The organism is Roseiarcus fermentans (assembly GCF_003315135.1).
Lineage (GTDB): Bacteria > Pseudomonadota > Alphaproteobacteria > Rhizobiales > Beijerinckiaceae > Roseiarcus > Roseiarcus fermentans.
On the sequence record NZ_QNRK01000028.1, the window covers coordinates 25,395 to 47,422 of the forward strand.

Consider the following 22,028-nt stretch of genomic DNA (forward strand, 5'->3'; position numbering starts at 1 on the left):
ATCAGGTCGGGCCGGCGCGAGGCCGGCCCGGCATCCGTTCACGCCGCGCGGGCCTTGGCCGGAGAGAGGGTGTACCCCTTGTACTCCTGGCTCGCGCAAAGCTCGGCGTGTTTCATGTATTCGCCAAAGCCGCCCATATAGAAGCTGACCGCCTTGACCTTGCCGGGTATGTTGGCCCCGGACACCCACCAATCGATCTTATGAAAGAGCGTCATCTCCTCGATGCGCTTGCATTCGTCGAGCCACGCTTGCTCGGCTTCGGGCGTCGCCTCAATCGTCTCGATGCCGTTGTCGATCGCGTACTTGATGGCCTGCGACACCCATTCCGCTTGCCATTCGATCGCCGGCGGCTGATTGGTGAACGGCCCGGGAGGTCCGTAAAGCGAGAACATGTTCGGGAAGCCGGCCGCGGACAGCCCGAGGAAGGCCCGGGGGCCCTGGGCCCAGTGATCCTTCATCTTGACGCCGTTGCGGCCCTGGAAGTCGATGCGCGTGAAATTGCCGGTGACCGCGTCGAATCCCGTGGCGAAGATCACGTAATCGAGTTCGACCTCGCCAGCCGAGGTGCGGACGCCCTTCTCGGTAAACTCGATGATTGGATTCTGGCGGATATTGGCGACCGTAACATTGCTGCGGTTGATCGCCTGATAGTATCCATTGTCGCAGAGCGGACGGCGCGCGTAGAGATCGGTCGGCGTGACCGCCTCCAGCTTCGCCGGGTCTGTAACGATCTGCGCGATTTTCCGGCGGATGAAGTCGGCGGCGGCTGCGTTCGATTCGCGGTTGACCGCAATGTCGTTGAACGTTCCGAACATGAAGTTGAATCCGCCGCCGTCGCGCCACGCCTTCTCGAAGACGCGCTCGCGTTCCTCCGCCGAAACTTCCATTGCGCCGACCTTCGCATCTTCAAACGCGAAGACGGTCGCGGATTTGCGAACGCGGTCGAAATAGGGCTCGAGACTGTCGGCGATCCCGTCGAGGAATTGGGGGTCGAGCGGATGATTCTGCGCCGGCACGGAATATTGCGGGGTGCGCTGGAACAACGTCAAATGTTCGACCGTTGCGGCAAGTTCCGAGACGACCTGAACGCCCGTCGAGCCATTGCCGATGACGCCGACTCGCTTGCCGGCGAAATCAATCGGCTCGTGCGGCCACCTGGCGGTGTGCAGCACTTGCCCCTTGAAGCGCTCCTCGCCCGGGAACGGCGGCTTGTTGGGCGCTGAGAGAATGCCGAGGCCGGTGATGAGGAACCTCGCCGAGAAGCGATCGCCTTTGTCGGTCTCGATGTCCCAGCGGCTCGTCTTCTCGTTGAAATGCGCGGACAGCACCGCCGTCGAGAAGATGATGTTTTTGCGCAGGTCGAAGCGGTCGGCGACATGCTCGAGATAGGCGCGAATCTCGGATTCGCGCGGATATCGCTCGGTCCACTTCCACTCACGGTACAGCGTGGGGTCGAAACTGTAGCAATAGACCCAGCTTTCGGTGTCCGAGCGCGCCCCGGGATAGCGGTTCCAGTGCCAGGTGCCGCCGACGCCGTCGGCTTTGTCGATCACCCGGGCGTTGAGCCCGAGGCTGTTCTGCAGCTTGTGCAGCATGGCAAGGCCGGCAAAGCCCGCGCCGAAGACGATGGCGTCAAGCTTCTGCGGTTCTTTCTTCGCGGTCTCGGTTGTGCTCACGGCATACTCCTCCTGAGAATCAATTTCGGCGCGTCGGCATGGCCGGCGATCGGACGGTCGGTTGCGTGCGGCTGTGGGTCGACAGGGCCTCTGCCTGGCCACAGCGAGATTCGCTGTCGCCGCGCCGTTGAATTGTCGGAGAGGTCCGAATTTCGCGGATCGGCTGGTCGACCGCCCGCTCGAGGCTCCTTGTCGCCAGATGCAATCGCAGCCTCCCAACTCGCCCCGCTCTCGGCGGCTTCCCGACGACAGGCCCGTCGCCACCGCGCGCGTTCGCTACGGCCGTCACGTCGTTGATACGGTATTATCGTAATACCGTCAAGCGACCCATGCGGAGAATCGGCTTGGACCGGCTTCGCGACGCGTTGAGCGAGGAGGATCGGGTGAGCGCCGCGCTTCCCCGTCGGGGCGTGACGTCATCCCAGCGCTAGGCGGATCCCGCTCGGGTCGCGAATAGCACGCTCGGCAAGGGGGATTCCTCGAGGCGCATGCCCGTCGGGTTCGGCCGTACAACGGCGGAGCTCATGGGACACCCCGCGCTCTTGCGCTTATGATATTACAGTATTACAGTCATAGGCTCTTACGGAGCCAAGAGCTTCGATGGAGGACTCGCCTGCCGCGAACTCTTCGGAACAGCCGCACAACGGAGCGCACTTGTGAATTTCCAAGCTTCAGGGATTTCGCTTCCTCAAACCAGCCTGTTCATCGACGGGGAGTGGCGCCCCGGCGCAGGCGTCTATCCGCTCTTCAACCCGGCTGACGGCGCACAGATCGCGGACATCGCAAACTGCGACGCGACTCACGCGCTCGCCGCGCTCGACGCCGCGGCGCGCGCGCAGCCGGGTTGGGCGCGCCTGGCGCCGAGGGCCCGCGCCGACCTGATGCATGCGGGGCACCGGCTCATGCGGGAGCGCGGCGCTCAATTCGTCCATACGATGACGCTGGAATCCGGCAAGCCGCTGACCGAGGCGCGAGCGGAGTTCAATCTTTCCGCCGACTTCCTGCTCTGGTTCGCTGAACAGACCGCGCACATCCACGGTTCGTTTTCCAACGCCTCACACGGCGGATTTCGGGTCGTGACGACCCATCAGCCGGTCGGCCCTTGCCTCTTGATCACGCCGTGGAACTTTCCCCTGCTGATGATCGTGCGCAAGGCGGGCGCGGCGCTCGCGGCCGGCTGCACGACCGTAACGAAGTCGGCCCAGGAAACGCCGCTGACCTGCGCGTTGTTCGTCCAGACGCTGATCGACGCCGGTTTCCCAAAGGGGGTGGCCAATCTGCTCCACACGACCACGCCGTCCGCCGTTTCCGAGACGTTGCTCAAGGACCGCCGGCTCCGCAAGGTGAGCTTCACCGGCTCGACGCGCGTCGGAAGCCTGCTCTTGCGGCTCGGCGCCGACAACATCGTCAACACCTCTCTCGAGCTCGGCGGCGACGGACCGTTCATCGTGCTCGCCGACGCCGATGTCGATCTCGCCGTCGACCACGCGATCATGTGCAAGTTCCGCAACGCCGGCCAGGCCTGCGTCGCCGCCAACCGCATTATCGTGGACCGCGAGGTCGAGCCGGACTTCACCGACAAGTTCGTCAAGAAGGTGAGCGAGCTCAAGGTGGGGGACGGCATGGATCCGGTCGATGTCGGCCCGATGATCTCGGCGCGGCAGCGCGACCGCCTCTTCGACACGATCAACCAGTTGACGTCCGCGGGCGGCAAGGTCCTGACAGGCGGCCGCGCGTTGCAGCGCCCGGGCTATTTCTTCGAGCCGACGGTGGTCCGGTTCGACGGCCCGAACCCGGTCATGTGCGACAATGAACTGTTTGCTCCGATCGCGACGGTCTTCCCCGTCGAAGGACCGCGCCAGGCGCTCGAATTCGCCAACACCTCGAATTACGGTCTGGCGTCCTACGTATTCACGCGCGACCTGACCCAGGCGATCGCCATGGGCGAGCAGCTCGAGTTCGGCATGGTCGGTATCAATCGAGGCATCATGGCGGAGCCGGCGGCGCCGTTCGGCGGCACGAAGTGGTCCGGAATCGGTCGCGAGGCCGGGCACGACGGCATCTACGAGTTCCTGGAAACGAAATACATGGCCCTGACGGTCGGAGAAATCGAGGAGGCGCTCAAGTGACCTTGGATAACCGATTGGGGCTCGGCTTCGTCCGCCAGCCCAAATTCGTCCTGTTCGGGCCCGGCCAACGTCGGCAACTCGGACTCATGGCGAAGGGACTCGGCCGCCGCGCTCTGGTCATCACGGACGAACGGATGGCGACGACTGCGGAGTTCAAGGGCATGCTCGAGAGTCTGTCTCGGGAGGACGTGGCCGCCTCGGTCTACGACAAGGCGCTCCCCGATCTTCCCCGCAGCAACATCGTCGAGGTGGTGTCGCTTTTTCGCGACAAGGATGTCGATCTGGTTATCGGCGTCGGCGGCGGAAGCTGCATGGACCTCGCGAAGACCGCGTCGATCGTCCTCGCCAACGGGGGCGACGTCCGCGACTACTATGGCGAGTTCCGTGTGCCGGGGCCCGGTCTTCCGATCATCGCGGTTCCGACCACGGGGGGAACCGGCGCTGAAGTGACGAGCATCGCCGTCATCTTCGACGACGAAACGAATATGAAGATGGCGATCACCGACGCCCACCTGGAGCCGACGGCCGCGATCATCGACCCCGAGCTGACGCTGACGTGTCCGCGCGGCCTGACGGCCGCAACCGCCGCGGACGCGATTTCGCATCTCGTGGAAGGTTTCACCGCCCGTCCCAAGAACCCGACGCCCGAGGAGCTGGCGACGAAGATCTACGTCGGCAAGAACCGGATCACCGACATCTTCTGCATCAAGGGGCTCGAGCTGATGAACCGGTCGGTTGGCCGCGTCGTCGCAGATCCCTCCGATCTCGAGGCGAGGTCCGACGTGATGTTTGCAGCCTATTGTGCAGGCATGGTCATCAACACGACCGGCACAGCGGCCGCGCACGCGATCCAAAGTCCGATCGCCGCGTTCAGCCACGCCCCGCACGGCTTCGGCGTCGGCGCGCTCTTGCCCTACGTGATGCGCCTGAACCTGCCCTATTGCACGAGCGAATTCGCCGAGATCGGCCGCGTGCTCGGCGTCGCCGCGCCGGACCAGCCGGAGCTACGGCAGGCTCGAGCCGGCATAGCGCGCATCGAGGAGCTCCTCGCCGCCCTCGGAGCGCCGCTCGACCTCAAGGCCATCGAGGTCAGACCGGAGAATTTCCAGACAATCGCGGAATCCTCCCTGAAGGCGAGCCGCCTCGTGCTGAACAATCCGGCGCCCATGACCATGGAGAGCGTCATGGCGGTGTTGCGGCGTGGCTATGACGACGATCGCAGTTGGTGGACCGCGCCGTGACGCCCTTTCGACCAAACATGCGCCGAGCGTATTTTGTGGGCGATTTCAACTCGCGCTTTGGCCCATCTCGTAGTACTGTATGACGATCGCCAAAGGGGCTCGAAATGGTCGCCAGCACAGTCATACCTCGTACCGCCGCGCCGCTGCGACAGCAGGTCGTGCGCGTCATCCGCGAAGATATTTTGAACGGAAAACTTAGCCCGGGCCAGCGCCTGATCGAAACGACTCTCTGCGAGGCCTATGGCGTCTCCCGCACTGTGATCCGGGAAGCGCTGCGTCAATTGGAATCGGAGCGGCTGATTACGGTTCTGCCCAATACCGGGCCGATCGTTACGGTGCTAACCGACCCGGAAATCCGCGCCATCTACGTCGTGCGCGCGACCCTGGAGGGGCTCGCCGGCAAGCTGTTCGCCGAGAATGCGACGGCCCAGGATTGCCGAGCCCTCCTGAGGCTGCGCGACCGACTCGACAAGGAATATCGCCGTGGCGACGTCGACAGCCGGGAGGCTATCAAAGCTGAATTTTACCAATTGTTGCTGAAAGGAGCCGGCAACGAGGTCCTCTCGGAGCAGTTGCACATGATCCATGCGCGAATCGCGATGTTCCGGCGATTCGCGTTCATCAACGAGGCGCGCATCGAGCCCTCGATCCGGGAGCTCGAGACGATCATCGCCGCCGCGGCGGAGAAGCGTGACCCCCTGGCGTCCTGGGCGGCTTGCGAGCACCACATCGTGATCTCCGGCGATCTTGCGATCATGGAATACGCGAAAGTCGGAAAGGCGCTGGCTTCGTGAGCGGACTTCGTCGGATTTCTCATGTGAGCCGGTAAAGCGCCCGGAAAACCTGGCCGGCAGCGCGAAGAACTGACAAAAACGTCGGCGTCCGGCGTCAAACCGATTGACGTATGACCGTATTATCGTAATACTGATAGCGTGAGCGGACGCTGCGACCGAACCCGCGGCGACGGCAGTCGGCCGGAAGCCGCGCAAAACTATCGGCTCGCGTCGGTTGGAGGAATGCATGAGGCTCAAGGACAAGGTTGTGCTGGTCACCGGCGCATCGCGTGGCATCGGTCTGGGGATGGTCAACCGATTTGCCGAGGAAGGAGCGGTTGTCATCGCCGGCAGCACCAGCAACCCGCCGGACGTCTATCCGGCCGCGGTCGAGGGTGTGGTCCAGGATGTCGGCAAGGAGGAGGACTGGGCGCGGGTCATCGATCACATTCTCGCCCAGCACGGCCGGATCGACGTCCTCGTCAACAATGCCGGCATCATCGCCTATTCTCCATTGCATGAACTGACGATGGACGACTGGATGCACGTGGTTCGGGTCAACCAAACCGGCGTCTTCCTCGGCATGCGCGCGGTCGTGCCGCCGATGCGGAAGCAGAAGTCGGGTTCAATCATCAATGTCTCGTCTATCTGGGGCAACAGCGCTGTTCCCGGCGCACACGCCTATCACGCGACCAAGGGAGCGGTTCGCAACATGACCAAGAACGCGGCGATCACCTACGTCGCCGACGGAATCCGCGTGAACTCGCTTCATCCGGGCTTCATCGACACGCCGTTGACCCAAGCTCAAGATCCTGCGGTCAACGCATTCGTCGTCGCCGCGACGCCCATGAAGCGCGCAGGCACCCCTTACGAGATCGCAAATGGGGCGCTTTTCCTCGCGAGCGACGAAAGCAGCTTCATGACCGGAGCGGAGCTGGTGATTGACGGAGGCTATCTCGCTCAATAAGTCCGTGTCGTCTGGGCGCGCAGCTCGGCGAACGGCGAGGAGTCGGGTTTGGCTCGACCTGTCTCGGCGAGGATCTCCGGCGCCCTCTCGTATCCCGACGGCCCGCCACAGTCTTCGGGCGGGCAGCGGCCTGTGGCTTCGAGCAGCAGAAGGACCGGCTCGCCGTCGGTCGCCGGCACGATCTTGTCGCGCTTGACGGTGTCATCCCGGCGTCGCCGAAGCCATCGAGGCAACTGAACGTCTCGCGGCGGGCGTCGGCCGGGCCGGAGCGGCGGCGAGATGCGCCATCTTGGCGTCGTTTGGCCCATCATGGATGCCGTCCGGATCGGGTTCGCCCCAGCCGGCGCCGCCGATGCGGAACTCGTAAAGGGGCATCTTGGTCCAGCCCATGGCCGCCTGGATCGCCAGACGGAGCCGGTCCGGACGGATATCGGCCGGCACGACGACGCCTCGCATGACTTTGGGCTCGACATGTCGAGCGTGATCTTCAGCGCGCGGCGGACTTGGACATGGGCGCAATTTCAAGCGCCCGGGCGCTCCGGTTCCAGAGCAAGAGCGCGTCGAAGCGGCTTGCCGGATGGTCGCCGACGCGGGCGGTCAGATCGGCGAGATCGGCCACTGGGTTCACGCTGTTGAGCTTACGGCTCTGGATCAGGCTGAAGACGAACGCGGCGCAGGCGCGGCATGGACGACGATTTCGCGCAGACGATGATCGGGCGGCGGGCGACGATTGCCCAACGCGGCGCGCGCGCCGACGACCCTGTCCGGGTCGTTCGCGCTCGGCGATCGCCACGCGCCTCGGATCTTGTAACCGGCTCACGATTGACGTAGACTGAGCGAACGCTCGCTCGATAATGGGCTGGATGGAGGCTATGACAAGGGGCCGTCCCCGATCTGACGCGTCGTTGACCGGCGCGCGGAATGGGGCGCGGGAAGCATGAACACCTGGCTATGGCAGCCTTGGGGTGGCTGAAACCTTTCCAAAAGAGCCGGCAGCAAGGTCATATCAAAAAGCCAGGCGCCCCCAGACGGGCTTGTCCTCGGCGGATAACTGTCGAAAGACAGAAGCAACGGGAGGAAGAGAAATGAGAAATTCCAGATTGTTCTCAACGATTGCCGGCGCTCTGTTCGCGGGAATCGTGACATCAACTGCCGTTCTGGCTGACCCTTCAACCAGAATTGGCATTGTCGCGCCTGGGCCTCACCCGTACTTCACGCAATGGGATGCGGCCGGTCAGCAGGCGGCCAAGGACTTCAATATCGGCGTCGTGGACTACCGTGTGCCCGCCAAATGGGAGCTTGCGGCGCACAACGCCTTGCTGGAAAGCATGGCCTCCCAAAACTATAACGCATTTCTGATCTTTCCGGGCGATCCCGTCGCCACCCGACCGACGGTAGCCGACCTTGTCGGCATGGGAGCGCCCGTGATTTCGCTGGCCGGCTGCCTTCAGGATCCGAGCGACGCCGCGTTCTGCTTTGCGACTGACAATACGGTCGCCGCCTATGACGCCGCAAAGCTCTTGATCAAGGAGATGGGCGGCAAGGGCAAGATCGTCCACTTTGCCGGCTTCCTGACCGATCCCAACACGAAGGTGCGCATCGATGCGATCGCGCGTGCGGTCGCCGAAACCAACGGCGCCGTCACGGTCGTCGACAACATCACCGATCTCGACGTGCCCGAGGCGGCGCAGGACAAGATCAACGCGTTCCTCGCGACCCAGGGCAACAACATCGATGGGATCATCACCACCGCCTGGATCCCCTCGGTCGTCGCCGCGACCGCGCTGCGCAAGATTGGCGACAAGCGCATCAAGATGATCGGCCTGGACAACGACGACCTTCTGATGGCGGCCATCAAGGACGGCTACGTCTCCGGAACGGTCGTCGAGAACGCGTTCGCGCAGGCCTACGTGGGCTCGTTCGCGGTCGATAAGCTGCGCACCGGCTGCAAGCTGCGCGACGACGCGCCATGGAAGAACGCCAACCGCAGCGCCAAGCTGATGGATAGCGGCACGGTTTATGTGACCGCCGCCAACCTCGACACCTATCACGACATTCAGAAAGACAAGGCCAAGGGTCTGCTGGCGAGCTTCAAGTCCGCTTACCTGAAGTGCCCTTGAGCCTCACAACCGGTCAGGCTTCGTTCCAAGCGGTCGGGAGTTTTGAAGAATGGCTGTTGGCCGCTCCTCCAGGAGTCAGCCGAACGAGGAAGCATCGACCGCGCTCGGTCTGTTGCTGTTGATCGTAATTGCCTTCGCGGTCTTTTCCTGGACCGCGACCGGCTTCGCCTCGCCCTATAACCTCTACACGCTGACGCGAACGGCGGGGCTCAACGTCCTGCTCGGGCTCGCCATGATGGTCGTGATCGCCACCGGGGGTCTCGACCTTTCGGTCGGCGCGACCGGCGTCGCGTCGGCAATGTTCGCCGGCTATCTGATGCAAGACTTCCGCTTTCAGATGGTCATTGCGATCGTTGCGGCGCTCTGCTTCGGCGGAGCGCTCGGCTTCTGCAACGGCTTCGTGGTGGTGTTCGCGCGTGTCCATAGCTTCATTGTGACGCTCGCCTCCATGAGCATCATCTTTGGCGCGATGATCGTGCTCACAAAGGCCGAGTCCGTTCGCGACCTGCCGGCGTCGTTTCTCGCGCTCGGAAAAATCCGCTGGTTCGGGTATCTCTCGCCGATGCTGATTGTGAGCGTCGCCATCGGGGCGCTGATCGCGATCATGCTGCGCTGGACCGACCTGGGGCGCGAGATTCTCGCCTCCGGCGCGAGTTCGCGCGCCGCGACCCTGTCTGGCGTGAGAGTTGGAAGTCGGATCATCACGGTCCATGCTCTCTCGGGCATGCTGGCCGCGGCCGCCGGCGTCATGTTGTCCATTCGCAACGGAGCGATGGTGCCGTCGATGGCCGGAAATCTCGGCCAGGAATGGCTGCTTCCGGCTTTCCTTGCGCCGGTTCTCGGCGGGACGTTGCTCAGCGGCGGCCGAGCCTGGGTGCTGACGACGGTCCTTGCGGCGCTGTTGGTCACGGAGCTCACGAGCGGCATGCTGCTCATGGCGATCGGCGAGTTCTGGGTTCAGTTTGCGCTGGGTTCGGTGCTGCTCCTCGCGGTTCTGCTGGAGAAGGGGCGCAGCACGCTGATGGGAACGGGCGAGGGGATCTGATCTTGGCGAAATCGATATTGCGCCAGGAATGGCTCGGGCTCGCGGTGATCGCCGTCCTCGGGTTTGTGGTCATGGCCACGCTTCGGCCCTCGTTCCTCACTCCTTTCAACCTCTTCGTATTGATGAGCACCTTCGCCCTCGCGACGCTGATCGCGCTCGGGCAGATGGTCACCCTCGCGGTCGGCCAGCTCAACCTCTCGCTCGGCTCGGTCGGCGGCCTCGTGGCCGTATCGTTCGCCGGACTGATGGATGTATGGCACTGGTCGGCCGCGCCGAGCCTCATGGCTGGTCTCGCGCTCGGGGCGCTTGCGGGCGCGCTGAACGGGATCCTGATCGCGCAATTCGAGCTTTCGGCCTTCATCGTCACGCTCGCCACATTGGCGATGTTCAAGGGACTGAACCTCGCGCTCACCAAGGCGCAGCCGTTCTACCACATCGACAGGATCGTCAGCGCCTTCGGCAACGCCTCGATCGGCGGACCCATTCCGGCCGTGCTGATTCCGACTGTGATGGCGACGGCGGTCGTCGCCTTTATCTTCTATCGTCTGCCCATTGGACGACAGATCCTGGCGGTCGGCGGCAACAGCAGCGCCTCCGAACTGTCGGGCATATCGAACAAGCGGGCGGTCATCACCGCCCACGTGATGTCGGGAGCGCTTGCGGGCCTCGCCGGGATGGTGGCTGTCGCGCGCCTGCAACTCGGGCAGCCGACGATCGGCGAGGACTGGTTGATTTCCTCCTTCGCGGCGCCGGTGATCGGCGGCGTCGCGTTGACCGGGGGCCATGTCAGCATCGTCGGAACGCTCCTCGCCGTTGTCATTGTCGCGCTCATTACCCAAGGCCTGGTGCTGTTCGCCGTCGATCCCTTTTACGTCCAGCTGGTCCTCGGGGGACTCATCCTGGTCGCGGTCGGGCTCAACAGCCTGCGGTCGCTGCTGCCCATCGGATATTCTTCGCTGTGACCCTCGCGCTCGAACTCCAGGGTATCGTCAAATCCTTCCCGGGCGTGATCGCGCTCAATGGGGTCTCGCTGGCGGTCGAGCGGGGAAGCATTCACGCTTTGATCGGCGAGAACGGCGCCGGCAAGTCGACGCTGATCAAGATCATCACCGGCGTTCACCGGGCCAACGAAGGAACCATCAAGGTGGACGACCGGATCGTCCATTTCGTGAACCCGCGCGCCGCCAGTCGCGAGGGCATCGGCGTCGTTCACCAAGAGCGCAACTTGATCCCGCGATTTTCGATCGCCGAAAACATCGTCCTCGACCGGATCGCCGCGAAGACCTTCGCGCCGATCAACTATCGGGAAATCAACCGTCTCGGCGAACAGTGGCTACGGCGGCTCGAACTCGACCTGGACGTGCGCCGGCCGGTGTCTTCGCTGACCGCCGCGCAGGCGCAGATGGTCGAAATCGCACGCGCGCTGTCGCTGCAGTCCAAGGTGCTGGTGCTTGATGAACCGACGGCGTCGCTTACCTCGCATGAAGCGGAGGCGCTGTTCAGGGTCTTGCGCCAGCTGCGCGACCAGGGCGTCGCGATCCTGCTCGTGAGCCACAAGCTGGAGGAGATTGAATCGCTCTGCGATTGCGTGACTGTGCTGCGCGACGGCCGCAACGCCACGTCGAGTGGTCCGCTCGCCGGCTATGACCGGGCGGCTCTGGTGCGCGCGATGGTGGGGCGCGACTTCGCTCTCGAACAGGCTGCGCGCATCGGCTTTACCTCGACGGCCTCGAACTCGGTTCCCGCGCTCGAACTCGACGGCGTCTCGACCAGTCTCGGTCATCGCGACATCAGCCTGTCCGTCGCCCGCGGTGAAATCGTCGGCCTCTATGGACTGGTCGGCGCGGGCCGCACCGAACTCGCGAAGTCCATCATCGGCCTTCATCCCATTGTTTCGGGTGAACTGCGCGTCCACGGCCGCGCGGTCCGAATCGGAGACGTCAACAGCGCCGTCCATCGATACAGCCTCGGCTACGTGAGCGAAGACCGAAAGGCCGAGGGCGTCATCCTGATGCACAGCGTGCTTGCCAATGCCGGGATTACGATCTGGGCGAGGTTGCGGGGCGCGCTTCGCCTGCTGTCCGACAGCCGGATTCTCAGCAATGTGGATCCGCTCCTGCGACGATTGGACGTGAAGGCCGCGTCTCGCCATGCGGCGGTGCGCAATCTCTCCGGCGGCAATCAGCAGAAGGTCAGCATCGCGAAATGGCTCGCGGCCGGGGTCGAGATCTTGATCATCGACGAACCCAGCGTCGGCATCGACATTCGCACCAAGGCCTATCTTCACCAACTGATCATGAATCTGGCCGACCAAGGGACCGCCATCCTTCTCATCTCCAGCGATCTGCCCGAGATGGTTGCGCTCGCGGACCGCATCCTCCTGATGAAGGACTTCCGGCTGGTCAGTGAAATCGCAAACGACAAGGACTACACCAAGATTTCAGCCGACATCATGAGCCGAATTCAGGCCGTTGCGTTCGACTAAACTGACAGTTTTGGATTCCGATCGAAGCGCTCTTCAACCCTGAAACTATCCGAGGCGGCAATGTCAAAGAAACTGGAAAGCAAAGTCGCATTGATCACTGGCGCGGGCTCGGGAATGGGCCGGGCCATGTGTCTCGAGTTCGCGCGTGAAGGGGCGCGCATCATCGCGGTCGATTTGAACCTGGATTCGGCGAAGCGCGTGGAGTCCGAGCTCGGCGGCGGCGACGCGTGCCTGGCTCTGGCCGGCGACGTTTCCAACAGCAAGTCCGTCGCCGATTTCTGCGGACAGGCTCTCGATGCGACCGGCCGCGTCGACATTCTGGTGAACAATGCCGGGATCCTCGACAACTATGCCTCCGTCACGGACACGAGCGAAGAGCTGTGGGACCGCATTATCGGCGTCAATCTCAAGGGCATGTTTCTCGTCTGCCGCGCTCTGCTGCCGGCCATGGTGGAGCGCCGATCTGGCGTCATCATCAATCTCGGTTCGATCGCGGGCTTCGTCGCCGGCGGCGGCGGCGCCGCTTACACGTCTTCGAAGCACGGCGTCATCGGGTTCACGCGGCAACTCGCCTTCGACTACGGCAAGCTCGGCGTTCGGGCGAACGCGATTTGCCCCGGCGCCGTTGAAACCGGCATGACAAAGGACATTCTGGCCTCCGGCGATATGGCGGTCATCGAGAGCATCAGGTCCGTTCCAGCGGGGAGGCATGCGCAACCCGAGGAAATCGCGAAGCTCGGCCTTTACCTTGCCTCGGACGACTCCTCTTTCGTGCATGGCGCCGCCATGCTGATCGATGGCGGTTGGACCATCAAGTAAAGAGGCGCGCATCGGCGCACGGTGCGATCCGGCGTCTGAAAAATCGTCCGCGTGGCGGCGTCGGTCGCATCAGCGAATTCGGTGCGCGGGGCCTGTCCTGCCGCCGTTCACCGAACCTGCGCCAGGCAGTCCAGACCAAGCCTGGACCAAGCGCCGGCGGCGTCGAGGCGGCAAAGCGAACGCCGTCTCGTCGCCCTCGCAGGGATCCGCCCGCCTCTGAGCCCTCGCGGCCAGCGCGCGAGGGCGATCGCGAACGGAAGCACCTGTCAGAATCCCGGTCGCCCGCTCATTTGCCTGGTTGCGGACGACCGGCAACTGAAATATAGTGAGCGGGCGCTCGCTAGAAAAATCGCTGGGAGACGGCCATCGTCGATGGCGCCCGAGGAAACGAGGCCGTGAGTGCATCACTCATGTTCGAGGCGGGTTCAGCCGCCGGGAGTGCGCCATGAGCGCTGAGCAAGTGAGCGGTTTGTCACCGTCTGGACGAGCGCCGCTTGTTTCGCGCGCCGCGGCGTTGCTGGCCGGAGATTGGCGCTACGTTCCCATCGCGACCGCAATCGTCTTGATCTGGGCCTTCTTCGCCCTTCAAAACCCGGCCTATCTGACGCCTCGCAATCTCTCGAATCTCTGCCTGCAAAGCGTCGTCACCGGCTTGCTTGCGCTGGGACTCGTACCGGTCTTGCTTGTCGGCCAGATCGACATGTCGGTTGCAGCCATGAGCGCGGTTGCAGCAACCATCACCGGGCAATTGCTGCTCGTGGAGCGGGTCTCGGTCTGGCTTGCGATCGCCGCGGGCGTTCTGTTCGGGGGCTGCGTCGGATTTCTTCAGGCCCGCTGGATCACCTGGACCGGCACGCCGGCATTCCTCGTGACGTTCGGCGTGTCGCTGGCTCTCGCCGCGCTTCAGTTGCATCTCTTGCCGGTAACGGGACAAATCAATCTCTACGGAACCGACATCGTCGTATTGGCCGGAGCCTATCTCCCTGCGGGTTTGAGCTGGGCCCTCGTGATCTTCGCCGTCCTCGCCTTCGCAGCGTTTCGGCTGTCGGCGTTCGTGGAATCCCGCGACGCAGGCCTGGAGGCGAGCGTGCGCAGCGTCGTACTGCCGACCTTTCTTGTCATGGTCGGCCTCGCCGTTGTCGTCGGAGCGCTCAACATGCACAACGGCGTGCCGATCGCTCTGCTGCTGTTCGTCGTGCCGATCATCGTACTCGTCTACATCGGCTCGCACACGAAATTTGGTCTTTACCTGTACGCAACCGGCGGTAACCCAAGCGCCGTCGCGCGCGCCGGCATCGACGTCGACCGCATTCGAATCGCGGCCTTCGTAATTTGCGGCATGTTCGCGGCTTTCGGGGGCATCGTCGGCGCTTCCCGCCTTCTCGGGGTGTCTGCACAGTCCTCGGGTATGGGAACGCTGCTCCTCGAGGCGATTACCGCCGCAGTCGTCGGGGGCACCAGTCTCTTCGGCGGCCGCGGCTCGCCCTGGTCGGCGCTCTTTGGCGCTCTGGCGATCACCAGCATTTCGAACGGCATCGACCTGCTCGGACTCGGAACGGAAGTGAAGCTCGCAACCCAAGGCCTGGTCCTGGTGCTCGCGACTTCGGTGGATTCGGTGGCCAACAAATTCGCCAACGATGCGCGGTGATCCCTCAAAGCGAGAGCGTTGAGGAAGCAAAAATAACGTGCAGGGGCCCAGTTGAAACCGGGAGTCCCGGCTGAACAGGAGGAACTGATGACGCGACTGACGAAGGCTTTGGCGGCGGCGTTCACGGCGAGTTGTATGGCGGCGGCTCCAGCGCTCGCGACGGACTCGGATCCGTCCCTCACCGGAACAGTCTATTTCATGCTGCCGAACTTCACGACAGTTCGGTTCGTGCAAAAGGATGGGCCAGATTTTGTCGCGGCGATGAAGAAGTACGCGCCAAACGTGAAGGTCGAACTGGTCAACGGGGAAAGTAATCCCGGAGAGCAGCAGGCGCAGGCCGAGGCCGCCATTACCGGCGGAGCCAAGGCGATCGTCTTGACGGCGGCGGACCCGTCTCTCGCCAGTTCGATCCTGTTCGCCGCGGACAAGGCCAAGGTTCCGTTGATCGCTTACGAGCATGAGGCGAGCGGCGGCCCTCTGACCTACTACACGGGCTTTGGAGCGCTCAAAGCAGGCCAGGCGCAGGGCAAGAACGCCGTCGCCGCCCTCTCCGACGGCAATGCCACCCCAGTCGCACGTCTCTACGGCAACACGGGCGACTTCTGGCAGCGCGCCACCAAGCAAGGGCAGGACGAAATGCTTGATCCGCTGATCAAGGCAGGCAAGATCAAGATTGTCTGTGAGGATTACGTGCCGAACTGGAACCCTTCCGAAGCGCAACGCATTATTGAACAATGCCTGACGAAGACGAACGGCGCCATTTCGGCAATCGTGGCCTCCAACGACGGCACCGCCGAAGGCGCTCTCGCGGCATTGGTATCGCAGGGGTTGGCCGGCAAAGTGAAAATTCTTGGCGGCTGCGACGCCAATGTCACGACATTGCAGAATATCCTGCTTGGCCTGCAAAATGGAACTGTCTTGAAGGACTATTCAACGCTCGCTGACGATGCCGCCCGACTTGTTGTCGCCGCGCTGCAGAACAAGAAGCCGGAAGACGGAGTGGTCAACGGTGAATTCGACAACGGCTTCGCGAAGGTTCCGGCCTCCTTCGCCGATGTCACGATGATCGACAAGTCCAATGTCGGCGACGTCGTCAAGGCTGGCGTTTGGTCCTGGAAGGACATTTGCGCCGGGCCGGCCGCGAAGACGCCGGAGTGCGCCGCCCATGCGTCGGACTAACCAGCAGACCAGCGTTGTTCAGCGCTTACATTGATCTTGGCTCGATTTGGGCGGCTACGGAGTGATGGCGATGGACGGGAGGGAGTTACGGCGGGACGCTGCTGCCCCGGTCGACGCCGACAATGCGCCGCTCATGCAGCTGAGGGGAATCTCCAAGCACTTTGGCGGCGTGACGGCGCTCGACCGGATCGAACTGAAACTCTTTCCAAGCGAAATCGTCGCAATCGTCGGCGACAACGGGGCGGGCAAATCGACGTTGATCAAGGCGATATCGGGCAACCAGCCGCCTGATTCGGGCACTTTCCTCTTCAATGGCAAGCTGGTCGAAATCAGAACGCCACAAGATGCGAGCCGTGTCGGCATCGAAACAGTCTATCAAGATCTCGCCTTGTGCGACAACCTCGACACGGTCCAGAATCTGTTCCTCGGAAACGAGAAGATCACCTCACTGCGGTCCGGGCGACGACTCAATCATGCCCTCATGGAGAGCACTGCGCGAGAAGCCTTGCGCGATATCGGAGTGGCGACGATCCGCTCTCTTCGCAGTCCGGTCGGCCGCCTCTCCGGCGGCCAGAGACAGGGCATCGCCATTTGTCGCTGCATCCTTCGCGATCCCAGGGTGGTGCTTCTCGATGAGCCGACTGCGGCGCTCGGGGTGGAACAGCGCCAAGGAGTCGTCCGCCTGATAAAGCGACTGAAATCGGAGAGCCGCTCGGTCATCGTGATCTCGCACGACCTTCATGACGTTGTTCTCGAGGTCGCCGACCGCATCGTCGTTTTGCGCCTGGGACGCAAAGTGGCGGAATTTCAGCGAACGGGCATCAACGCTTCCGATCTCGTCGCCGCCATTACTGGCGTACAGCACTTTGCCCGGGGAGACGTCCGCAGCGACACTTCAGCAAATCGGATGGCGAGAGAATGACCGGGGCGGAGGGCTTTCGGCAGATCGATCCGATGCAAGGTCCGCGGGTTCACACCCTCGTGCCGCGGTCATCGCCTCAGGAACACAACGCGTGCGACGGCTTGACGTCCTATCGCCGCGCCGCCAAGCTGTGTTTGTCAACATTAACGACACAGTTGGGGAGGACATCTTGAGGCTGGGGCGGTTCTCGGCCATTTGGGTCGCAACGGCAATTCTGTTGGGGGTGAGCCCATTTATCGCTTCTGGCAGTCTTTCTCAGGCAGCGATCTTCTCGATGCTGCCATTTGCCGCGATTCTGGCGCTCGTTGCCGTCGGGCAGACCCTGGTCGTACAGCAGCGCGGTCTTGATCTTTCGATCCCCGGCGCGATTTCTTTGTGCGCTCTTCTCGTCACCAAATTCCCAAACCAGTCGGACGCTCTGGTCCCGGTCGCAATCGCCCTCACCCTGTTTGGCGGCGCCGTCGTCGGGCTCGTCAATGGGCTCACAGTTGCGCTGTTCGGGGTCGCGCCGTTCGTCGCCACGCTCGGCGTCAACGCGCTGCTGCTGGGCTTTGTGCAATGGTATTCCGGCGGCTCGCCGACCGGCGCCGCGGGCGCGCTCAATCAATGGGCGCTCGCGACGACCGCTGGCTTGCCCAATACCGTTGTCCTGACGGTCGTCTTGATCGCGATTGCCCAGGCCATGCTTTTGTTGACGGTCAGCGGCCGGCGGTTCGAGGCTGTCGGAGACAATCCCGATGCGGCGCTTGCGGCCGGCATCCGTGTCTTGCGCTATCAAGTCGGCTCTTATGTTTTGGCCGGGGTTTGCTACGCGATCGCGGCCATCCTGCTTGCGGCCTTCTTGAAGACTCCCGGCGTGTTCATCGGAGACACCTATCTTCTGCCGTCGGTTGCCGCGGTCGTACTGGGCGGCACGGCGCTGACAGGAGGCGTCGGCAATGTCGGGGCGAGCGCGATCGCGGCCCTGTTCCTTACACAACTCGGCCAGTTGGTTCTGTCGATCGGCGCGCCCACCGCTGTGCAACTCCTCATTCAGAGCGGGGCGATCGCGGTCGGCATGGGACTTCGCGAGATGAATCAGAGTTTCTTGTTGCGATGGCTGCGACCGGGGTGAGCGCGTCACGCGGATGCCTGCGCAGCAGGCGACGGATCTTCGTTAGGGGCTGGATATGACCCGGCGCCTCGGGAAGGTAACTCAGAAAAAAGGAAGGGAGCGTTCGATGATGGATGAAATTGCAGGAGGTCGTACGACCGGAAGGGCGGGGGCAATCGGCCTGCGTCTTCGATCGTCTGTTGCTGCGGCGGTTCTGGCGCTCGGCCTTGCGCCGACCGGAGCCGCATGGTCGCAAGACAAGATGATGGCCACGGTCGGTCGAGTCGGAAACGTCGACGAACTCGTGACCATGGACAAGGTCTGCGGCACAAAGCCGATTCGCGTCGCCCTGGTCGACGGTTTCGGCGGCAATTCATGGCGGCGCATAACCCGCGCCGAATATGAAGACGAGGCGAAGAAGTGTCCCAACATCAAAGAGGTCCTCTACGCCGACGGGCAGAACAATCCCCAGAAGACCATTTCGGACATCCAGAGCCTCGTCGCCCAGGGCGTGGAGGCGATCGTGGTGTTCCCTGACGCAGGGCCCGCCATGCTGCCGGCTATTCGCGCGGCCCACAAAGCAGGCGTTGCGATCGTCGCCTACACCGCGTCGCCGGGCGGAAAGCCGGGAGTCGATTATCTCGACTTCGTCGCGCCCAATACGCCGAGCGACGGCTCCACTTGGGCGAAATGGGTCGCAAAGACCCTGAACGGTCAAGGAAAGGTTGTCTTTCTGGGCGGCACTCCGGGCAACCTGCAAAGCCAGGCCGAACTCGAGGGAATCAAGAAGGTTTTTGCCGACTTTCCGAAGATCGAACTGCTCGGCGGCGGACCGGTGGATACCAACTGGGACCCGGCGGAGACGCAGAAGGTCGTGTCGGGCCTGCTCACACGTTATCCGCAGATCGACGCGATCATTTCTGATTACGGCGGGGGTTCCGTCGGCGGCATCCGCGCCTTCATCAACGCCAAGCACCCCCTCGTGCCGTGGGCGGCCAACGACGCCAACGAGTTCGCCTGCCTGTGGCAGGAAAACAAGGCGGCCAATCCCAACTATCAGATGATGACGGTCAGTTCGCGCACATGGCTGGTTCGCGTCGCTCTGCGCAAGGCGGTCGCAAAAGCCGAGGGTGTCGACGATCCGGAGCCCTCGATCGTCAATCAGCCGATCGTCGAGGATTCGACCGATCCGAAGTTGCCGCCGAAGTGCGATTCGAGCCTGCCGCCGGACGCGATCTTCTCTTCGCAACTGCCCCCGGACAAACTGAAGGCGGTTTTCGCGCAGTAACGGATGAGGGTCATGGCGGCCTCTCCTGGAGACGCCGCCGTGTCTCGAATTCGAACCGATGAGGATGGGGCCACGCGTGCACGGTGGGATGTCGCAACCCGGGGCAGGGCAGGATCAGGACGACGGCGTTGCGCCCGAACGCGCGGCGCCTTCCGTCACGTTGCGCCTGAGTAAGGTCACCAAGCGCTTTTCGGGCGTTGTCGCCCTGAAGAATGTGTCGTTCGAAAGCCTGGCCGGAGAGGTGCACGCGCTCGTCGGGGAGAACGGGGCCGGAAAGTCGACCTTGATGGGCGTAGCGGCTGGCGACGTCGTTCCGGACGCTGGCGCGGTCGAGATCAACGGCGCGATGGTCGAGGTTTTCTCCTCGGCAAATTCCACACAGCGTGGTTTGGCGCTTGTCCACCAACACCCGGCTTTGTTGCCGGATTTGACAGTCGCCGAAAACTTGATCCTGGCGATGCCGTCGGCGGTTCGGTCCCAGATCCGCGGTCGCGCCGCCTGGGTGCGCGAGCGACTATCGCAATGGGACGCCGAGTTTTCGCCCAACGCGCGCATCAAAAGCCTGTCGATGTCCGAACAGCACCTCGTCGAGCTGATCAAAGCGACATCCTTCAATCCGCGGGTGCTCGTTCTCGACGAACCAACCGAACACATGGATCGCGACGGAATCGAGCTTCTGTTTCGCAGGATTCGAGCGACAACGGCCGCCGGCTGCACCGTGATCTACATTTCGCATCGGATCCACGAGGTCAAGGCGATCGCAGACCGGGTGACCGTCCTGAGGGACGGCGAGATCCGCGGCACGTTCAACGTTACGGATCTCGACGTTCAGCAGATCGTCAATCTCGTGGTCGGGCGCACGCTTCAATCCGCCTTTCCGCCCAAGGCCGCGATGATCGACGCCGAGGCCGAGCCGGTGCTTGCCGTCGATAGGCTGTCGGGCGCCGGATTCAACGCGGTCACGCTCCATGCCCGGCGCGGCGAGATCATTGGGCTCGCCGGGATCGAGGGCAATGGCCAGCGCGAGTTTTTGCGGGCGCTCGCTGGCCTCGTCCCGTCCTCGGGGCAGGTCCGGGTCAATGGCGAGACGCGCAATGTCTCGAGCCCGGCGGAGTCTCGCCGGGCTGCGCTCGTGTATGTGCCCCGCGAGCGCCATCGCGAGGCGCTCATGCTGTCGCTTTCGGTGGGAAAGAATATCGGGCTGATCGCGCTTGCCCGGAACGCGATCTTTGGCGTGATCGATCGCCGTCGTGAGCTCGCGGAGATCAACAACCAGGTTGCGGCTCTGTCGATCAAGACTCCACGACTCGAGACGCAGATCCAGAATTTATCCGGCGGCAATCAGCAAAAGGTGGTGATTGCAAGGTGCCTCATGGACCAGCCGGCGGTCTTGCTCGCTGACGAGCCGTCTCAAGGGGTCGACGCCGGCGCCCGCTTCGAGATCTACACGATTCTTCGCGCCGCCGCCTCGGGCGGCCGCGGCGTGGTCATTGCGTCGGCCGACGCGATGGAACTCGAGGGCTTGTGCGACCGCGTCCTGATTTTTTCGCGCGGCTCGGTGATCGCGGAGCTGTCGGGCGCGGAGGTGGTCGAACGAAACATTACCGAAGCGGCGCTGACGGCGACGGCGCTGCGCACCCGCGGCGCCGCCGCGCGGCGAGCGTCTCCTCTCATGAGCTTCCTCCAGGGAGACTATGCGCCGAGCCTCGTTTTGCTCGTGGCGATTTTGGCGCTCGGCGCCTTCGCTTCGTTCATCAGCCCGTACTACCTGACCAGCCGCAATTTCTCCAACATGCTGACGCTCCTGACCGCGACGACCTTTGTCTCGCTCGGACAACTGGTCATCCTCCTGGTCGGAGCAATCGACCTTTCGGTCGGGCCGCTGACCGGGCTCGTGGTGGTGGTCGCGTCATTCCTGGTCAACGACGGCGTATCCGTACCGTCCATTGTCGGGGGCTTTCTGCTGTCGCTCCTCGTCGCCGCCGCGGTCGGGTGCACAAACTGGTTTCTCACTCGCCGGGCTCGGATTACGCCGGTCATCGCGACCCTGACGACGTATATGGGACTGCAGGGCGTCTCTCTGCTCCTGCGCCCGGTTCCTGACGGTCTGTTCAATTCGGACGTCGCCGCCGTGATCGAGAGCCATATCGGTTTCGTGCCGGTCGCCTTCCTCGCCTGCGTGGCTCTTGCTGCGCTGCTCGAATATGGCTTGCGCCGCAGCCGCTGGGGCCTGACGCTGCGTGCCGTTGGGTCGGGCGAGGCAAACGCCCGCCGGGTCGGCGTCAATGTCGGCCTGACCTATTTCGGCGCTTTTCTTCTCTGTTCGCTGCTCACTTACCTCGGTGGCGTGATGCTGATGGCGCAGATCGGCGTCGGCGACCCGACCGCCGGAGTCAATTACACGCTGGCGAGCATCACGGCGGTGGTTCTGGGCGGCGCCAGCCTGTTCGGCGGCCGAGGCTCTTTCGTCGGCGCCCTGTTGGGAGCGACCCTGATCCAGCAAATCATCAACGTGACCACCTTCGTTCGGCTTTCTCCCGCCTGGCAGTACTGGCTGCTGGGAATCCTAACCCTCGTCGCCGCGATTCTGTACTCGCGCCTGGGCGTCCAGCGACGGACGACCAGCGGCTCCTGATCTCGCTG

General features: G+C 63.3%; 19 protein-coding genes. 15 read left to right on the top strand and 4 right to left on the bottom strand.

Annotated features, from left to right (window positions below):
• Positions 1-38: 38 nt before the first annotated feature.
• The gene (locus DFR50_RS21840; protein ID WP_210208999.1) at positions 39-1,940 is read right to left on the bottom strand and encodes a flavin-containing monooxygenase; all 1,902 of its coding nucleotides are present in this window, start codon (positions 1,938-1,940) and stop codon (positions 39-41) included.
• Positions 1,941-2,332: 392 nt separating this feature from the next.
• Here DFR50_RS21840 and DFR50_RS21845 point away from each other — a divergent pair, with 392 nt between their 5' ends.
• From DFR50_RS21845 to DFR50_RS21860, 4 genes are all read left to right on the top strand, one after another.
• A complete protein-coding gene (locus tag DFR50_RS21845; RefSeq protein ID WP_113891385.1) occupies positions 2,333-3,805 on the top strand; it encodes an NAD-dependent succinate-semialdehyde dehydrogenase in 1,473 nt (490 codons plus the stop codon).
• Positions 3,802-5,046 (top strand): iron-containing alcohol dehydrogenase, encoded by a 1,245-nt coding sequence (locus tag DFR50_RS21850; RefSeq protein WP_113891386.1) that lies wholly within the window; start codon positions 3,802-3,804, stop codon positions 5,044-5,046. Before DFR50_RS21845 ends, DFR50_RS21850 begins: the two co-directional genes overlap by 4 nt.
• A gap of 104 nt (positions 5,047-5,150) precedes the next feature.
• On the top strand, positions 5,151-5,840 hold the full coding sequence (locus DFR50_RS21855) for a GntR family transcriptional regulator (protein ID WP_113891387.1): 690 nt from the start codon (positions 5,151-5,153) through the stop codon (positions 5,838-5,840).
• A 226-nt stretch (positions 5,841-6,066) separates the two neighbouring features.
• Positions 6,067-6,786, top strand: a complete 720-nt coding sequence (locus DFR50_RS21860) for an SDR family NAD(P)-dependent oxidoreductase (RefSeq protein ID WP_113891388.1) — start codon at positions 6,067-6,069, stop codon at positions 6,784-6,786.
• On the opposite strand, the gene DFR50_RS21865 is transcribed toward DFR50_RS21860, so the two are convergent.
• The 3 genes from DFR50_RS21865 to DFR50_RS31570 are packed head-to-tail and all read right to left on the bottom strand — an operon-like array spanning position 6,780 to position 7,579.
• The gene (locus tag DFR50_RS21865; protein ID WP_113891389.1) at positions 6,780-7,097 is read right to left on the bottom strand and encodes an IS1096 element passenger TnpR family protein; all 318 of its coding nucleotides are present in this window, start codon (positions 7,095-7,097) and stop codon (positions 6,780-6,782) included. The genes DFR50_RS21860 and DFR50_RS21865 overlap by 7 nt on opposite strands.
• Entirely contained in the window at positions 6,988-7,242 is a 255-nt protein-coding gene (locus DFR50_RS33385; protein WP_113891390.1) for an IS1096 element passenger TnpR family protein, read from the bottom strand. Before DFR50_RS33385 ends, DFR50_RS21865 begins: the two co-directional genes overlap by 110 nt.
• Positions 7,243-7,273: 31 nt before the next feature.
• Entirely contained in the window at positions 7,274-7,579 is a 306-nt protein-coding gene (locus DFR50_RS31570; protein WP_147262844.1) for a transposase domain-containing protein, read from the bottom strand.
• Between the two features lie 292 nt (positions 7,580-7,871).
• Between DFR50_RS31570 and DFR50_RS21875 the strand changes: the two genes are divergently transcribed.
• From DFR50_RS21875 to DFR50_RS21925, 11 genes are all read left to right on the top strand, one after another.
• The gene (locus tag DFR50_RS21875; RefSeq protein WP_113891391.1) at positions 7,872-8,906 is read left to right on the top strand and encodes a sugar ABC transporter substrate-binding protein; all 1,035 of its coding nucleotides are present in this window, start codon (positions 7,872-7,874) and stop codon (positions 8,904-8,906) included.
• 49 nt (positions 8,907-8,955) lie between these two features.
• The gene (locus DFR50_RS21880) at positions 8,956-9,951 is read left to right on the top strand and encodes an ABC transporter permease (RefSeq protein ID WP_113891392.1); all 996 of its coding nucleotides are present in this window, start codon (positions 8,956-8,958) and stop codon (positions 9,949-9,951) included.
• Between the two features lie 2 nt (positions 9,952-9,953).
• A complete protein-coding gene (locus DFR50_RS21885; RefSeq protein WP_245428030.1) occupies positions 9,954-10,913 on the top strand; it encodes an ABC transporter permease in 960 nt (319 codons plus the stop codon).
• Positions 10,910-12,436 (top strand): sugar ABC transporter ATP-binding protein, encoded by a 1,527-nt coding sequence (locus DFR50_RS21890; RefSeq protein WP_113891393.1) that lies wholly within the window; start codon positions 10,910-10,912, stop codon positions 12,434-12,436. The genes DFR50_RS21885 and DFR50_RS21890 overlap by 4 nt, the downstream gene beginning before the upstream one ends.
• Before the next feature lie 60 nt (positions 12,437-12,496).
• Positions 12,497-13,255: an SDR family NAD(P)-dependent oxidoreductase gene (locus DFR50_RS21895; RefSeq protein WP_113891394.1), complete on the top strand. Its 759-nt coding sequence runs from the start codon at positions 12,497-12,499 to the stop codon at positions 13,253-13,255.
• Between the two features lie 445 nt (positions 13,256-13,700).
• Entirely contained in the window at positions 13,701-14,903 is a 1,203-nt protein-coding gene (locus DFR50_RS21900) for an ABC transporter permease subunit (protein ID WP_113891395.1), read from the top strand.
• An 87-nt stretch (positions 14,904-14,990) separates the two neighbouring features.
• On the top strand, positions 14,991-16,082 hold the full coding sequence (locus DFR50_RS21905) for a substrate-binding domain-containing protein (protein ID WP_113891396.1): 1,092 nt from the start codon (positions 14,991-14,993) through the stop codon (positions 16,080-16,082).
• Between the two features lie 70 nt (positions 16,083-16,152).
• Positions 16,153-17,004: an ATP-binding cassette domain-containing protein gene (locus DFR50_RS21910; RefSeq protein ID WP_113891443.1), complete on the top strand. Its 852-nt coding sequence runs from the start codon at positions 16,153-16,155 to the stop codon at positions 17,002-17,004.
• A gap of 169 nt (positions 17,005-17,173) precedes the next feature.
• Entirely contained in the window at positions 17,174-18,118 is a 945-nt protein-coding gene (locus tag DFR50_RS21915) for an ABC transporter permease (RefSeq protein ID WP_147262845.1), read from the top strand.
• A 55-nt stretch (positions 18,119-18,173) separates the two neighbouring features.
• The gene (locus tag DFR50_RS21920) at positions 18,174-19,385 is read left to right on the top strand and encodes a substrate-binding domain-containing protein (RefSeq protein WP_113891398.1); all 1,212 of its coding nucleotides are present in this window, start codon (positions 18,174-18,176) and stop codon (positions 19,383-19,385) included.
• 76 nt (positions 19,386-19,461) lie between these two features.
• A complete protein-coding gene (locus DFR50_RS21925; protein WP_210209000.1) occupies positions 19,462-22,020 on the top strand; it encodes an ATP-binding cassette domain-containing protein in 2,559 nt (852 codons plus the stop codon).
• Positions 22,021-22,028 lie beyond the last annotated feature (8 nt).

What these genes read in the sequence shown, in the direction of transcription:
- DFR50_RS21905 (WP_113891396.1), top strand. Translation starts at nt 14,991, where the DNA reads ATGACGCGACTGACGAAGGCTTTGGCGGCGGCGTTCACGGCGAGTTGT.
- DFR50_RS21875 (WP_113891391.1), top strand. Translation starts at nt 7,872, where the DNA reads ATGAGAAATTCCAGATTGTTCTCAACGATTGCCGGCGCTCTGTTCGCG.
- DFR50_RS33385 (WP_113891390.1), bottom strand. Translation starts at nt 7,242, where the DNA reads ATGCGAGGCGTCGTCGTGCCGGCCGATATCCGTCCGGACCGGCTCCGT.
- DFR50_RS21860 (WP_113891388.1), top strand. Translation starts at nt 6,067, where the DNA reads ATGAGGCTCAAGGACAAGGTTGTGCTGGTCACCGGCGCATCGCGTGGC.
- DFR50_RS21865 (WP_113891389.1), bottom strand. Translation starts at nt 7,097, where the DNA reads ATGATGGGCCAAACGACGCCAAGATGGCGCATCTCGCCGCCGCTCCGG.
- DFR50_RS21920 (WP_113891398.1), top strand. Translation starts at nt 18,174, where the DNA reads ATGACCCGGCGCCTCGGGAAGGTAACTCAGAAAAAAGGAAGGGAGCGT.
- DFR50_RS21910 (WP_113891443.1), top strand. Translation starts at nt 16,153, where the DNA reads ATGGACGGGAGGGAGTTACGGCGGGACGCTGCTGCCCCGGTCGACGCC.
- DFR50_RS21895 (WP_113891394.1), top strand. Translation starts at nt 12,497, where the DNA reads ATGTCAAAGAAACTGGAAAGCAAAGTCGCATTGATCACTGGCGCGGGC.
- DFR50_RS21880 (WP_113891392.1), top strand. Translation starts at nt 8,956, where the DNA reads ATGGCTGTTGGCCGCTCCTCCAGGAGTCAGCCGAACGAGGAAGCATCG.
- DFR50_RS21900 (WP_113891395.1), top strand. Translation starts at nt 13,701, where the DNA reads ATGAGCGCTGAGCAAGTGAGCGGTTTGTCACCGTCTGGACGAGCGCCG.
- DFR50_RS21855 (WP_113891387.1), top strand. Translation starts at nt 5,151, where the DNA reads ATGGTCGCCAGCACAGTCATACCTCGTACCGCCGCGCCGCTGCGACAG.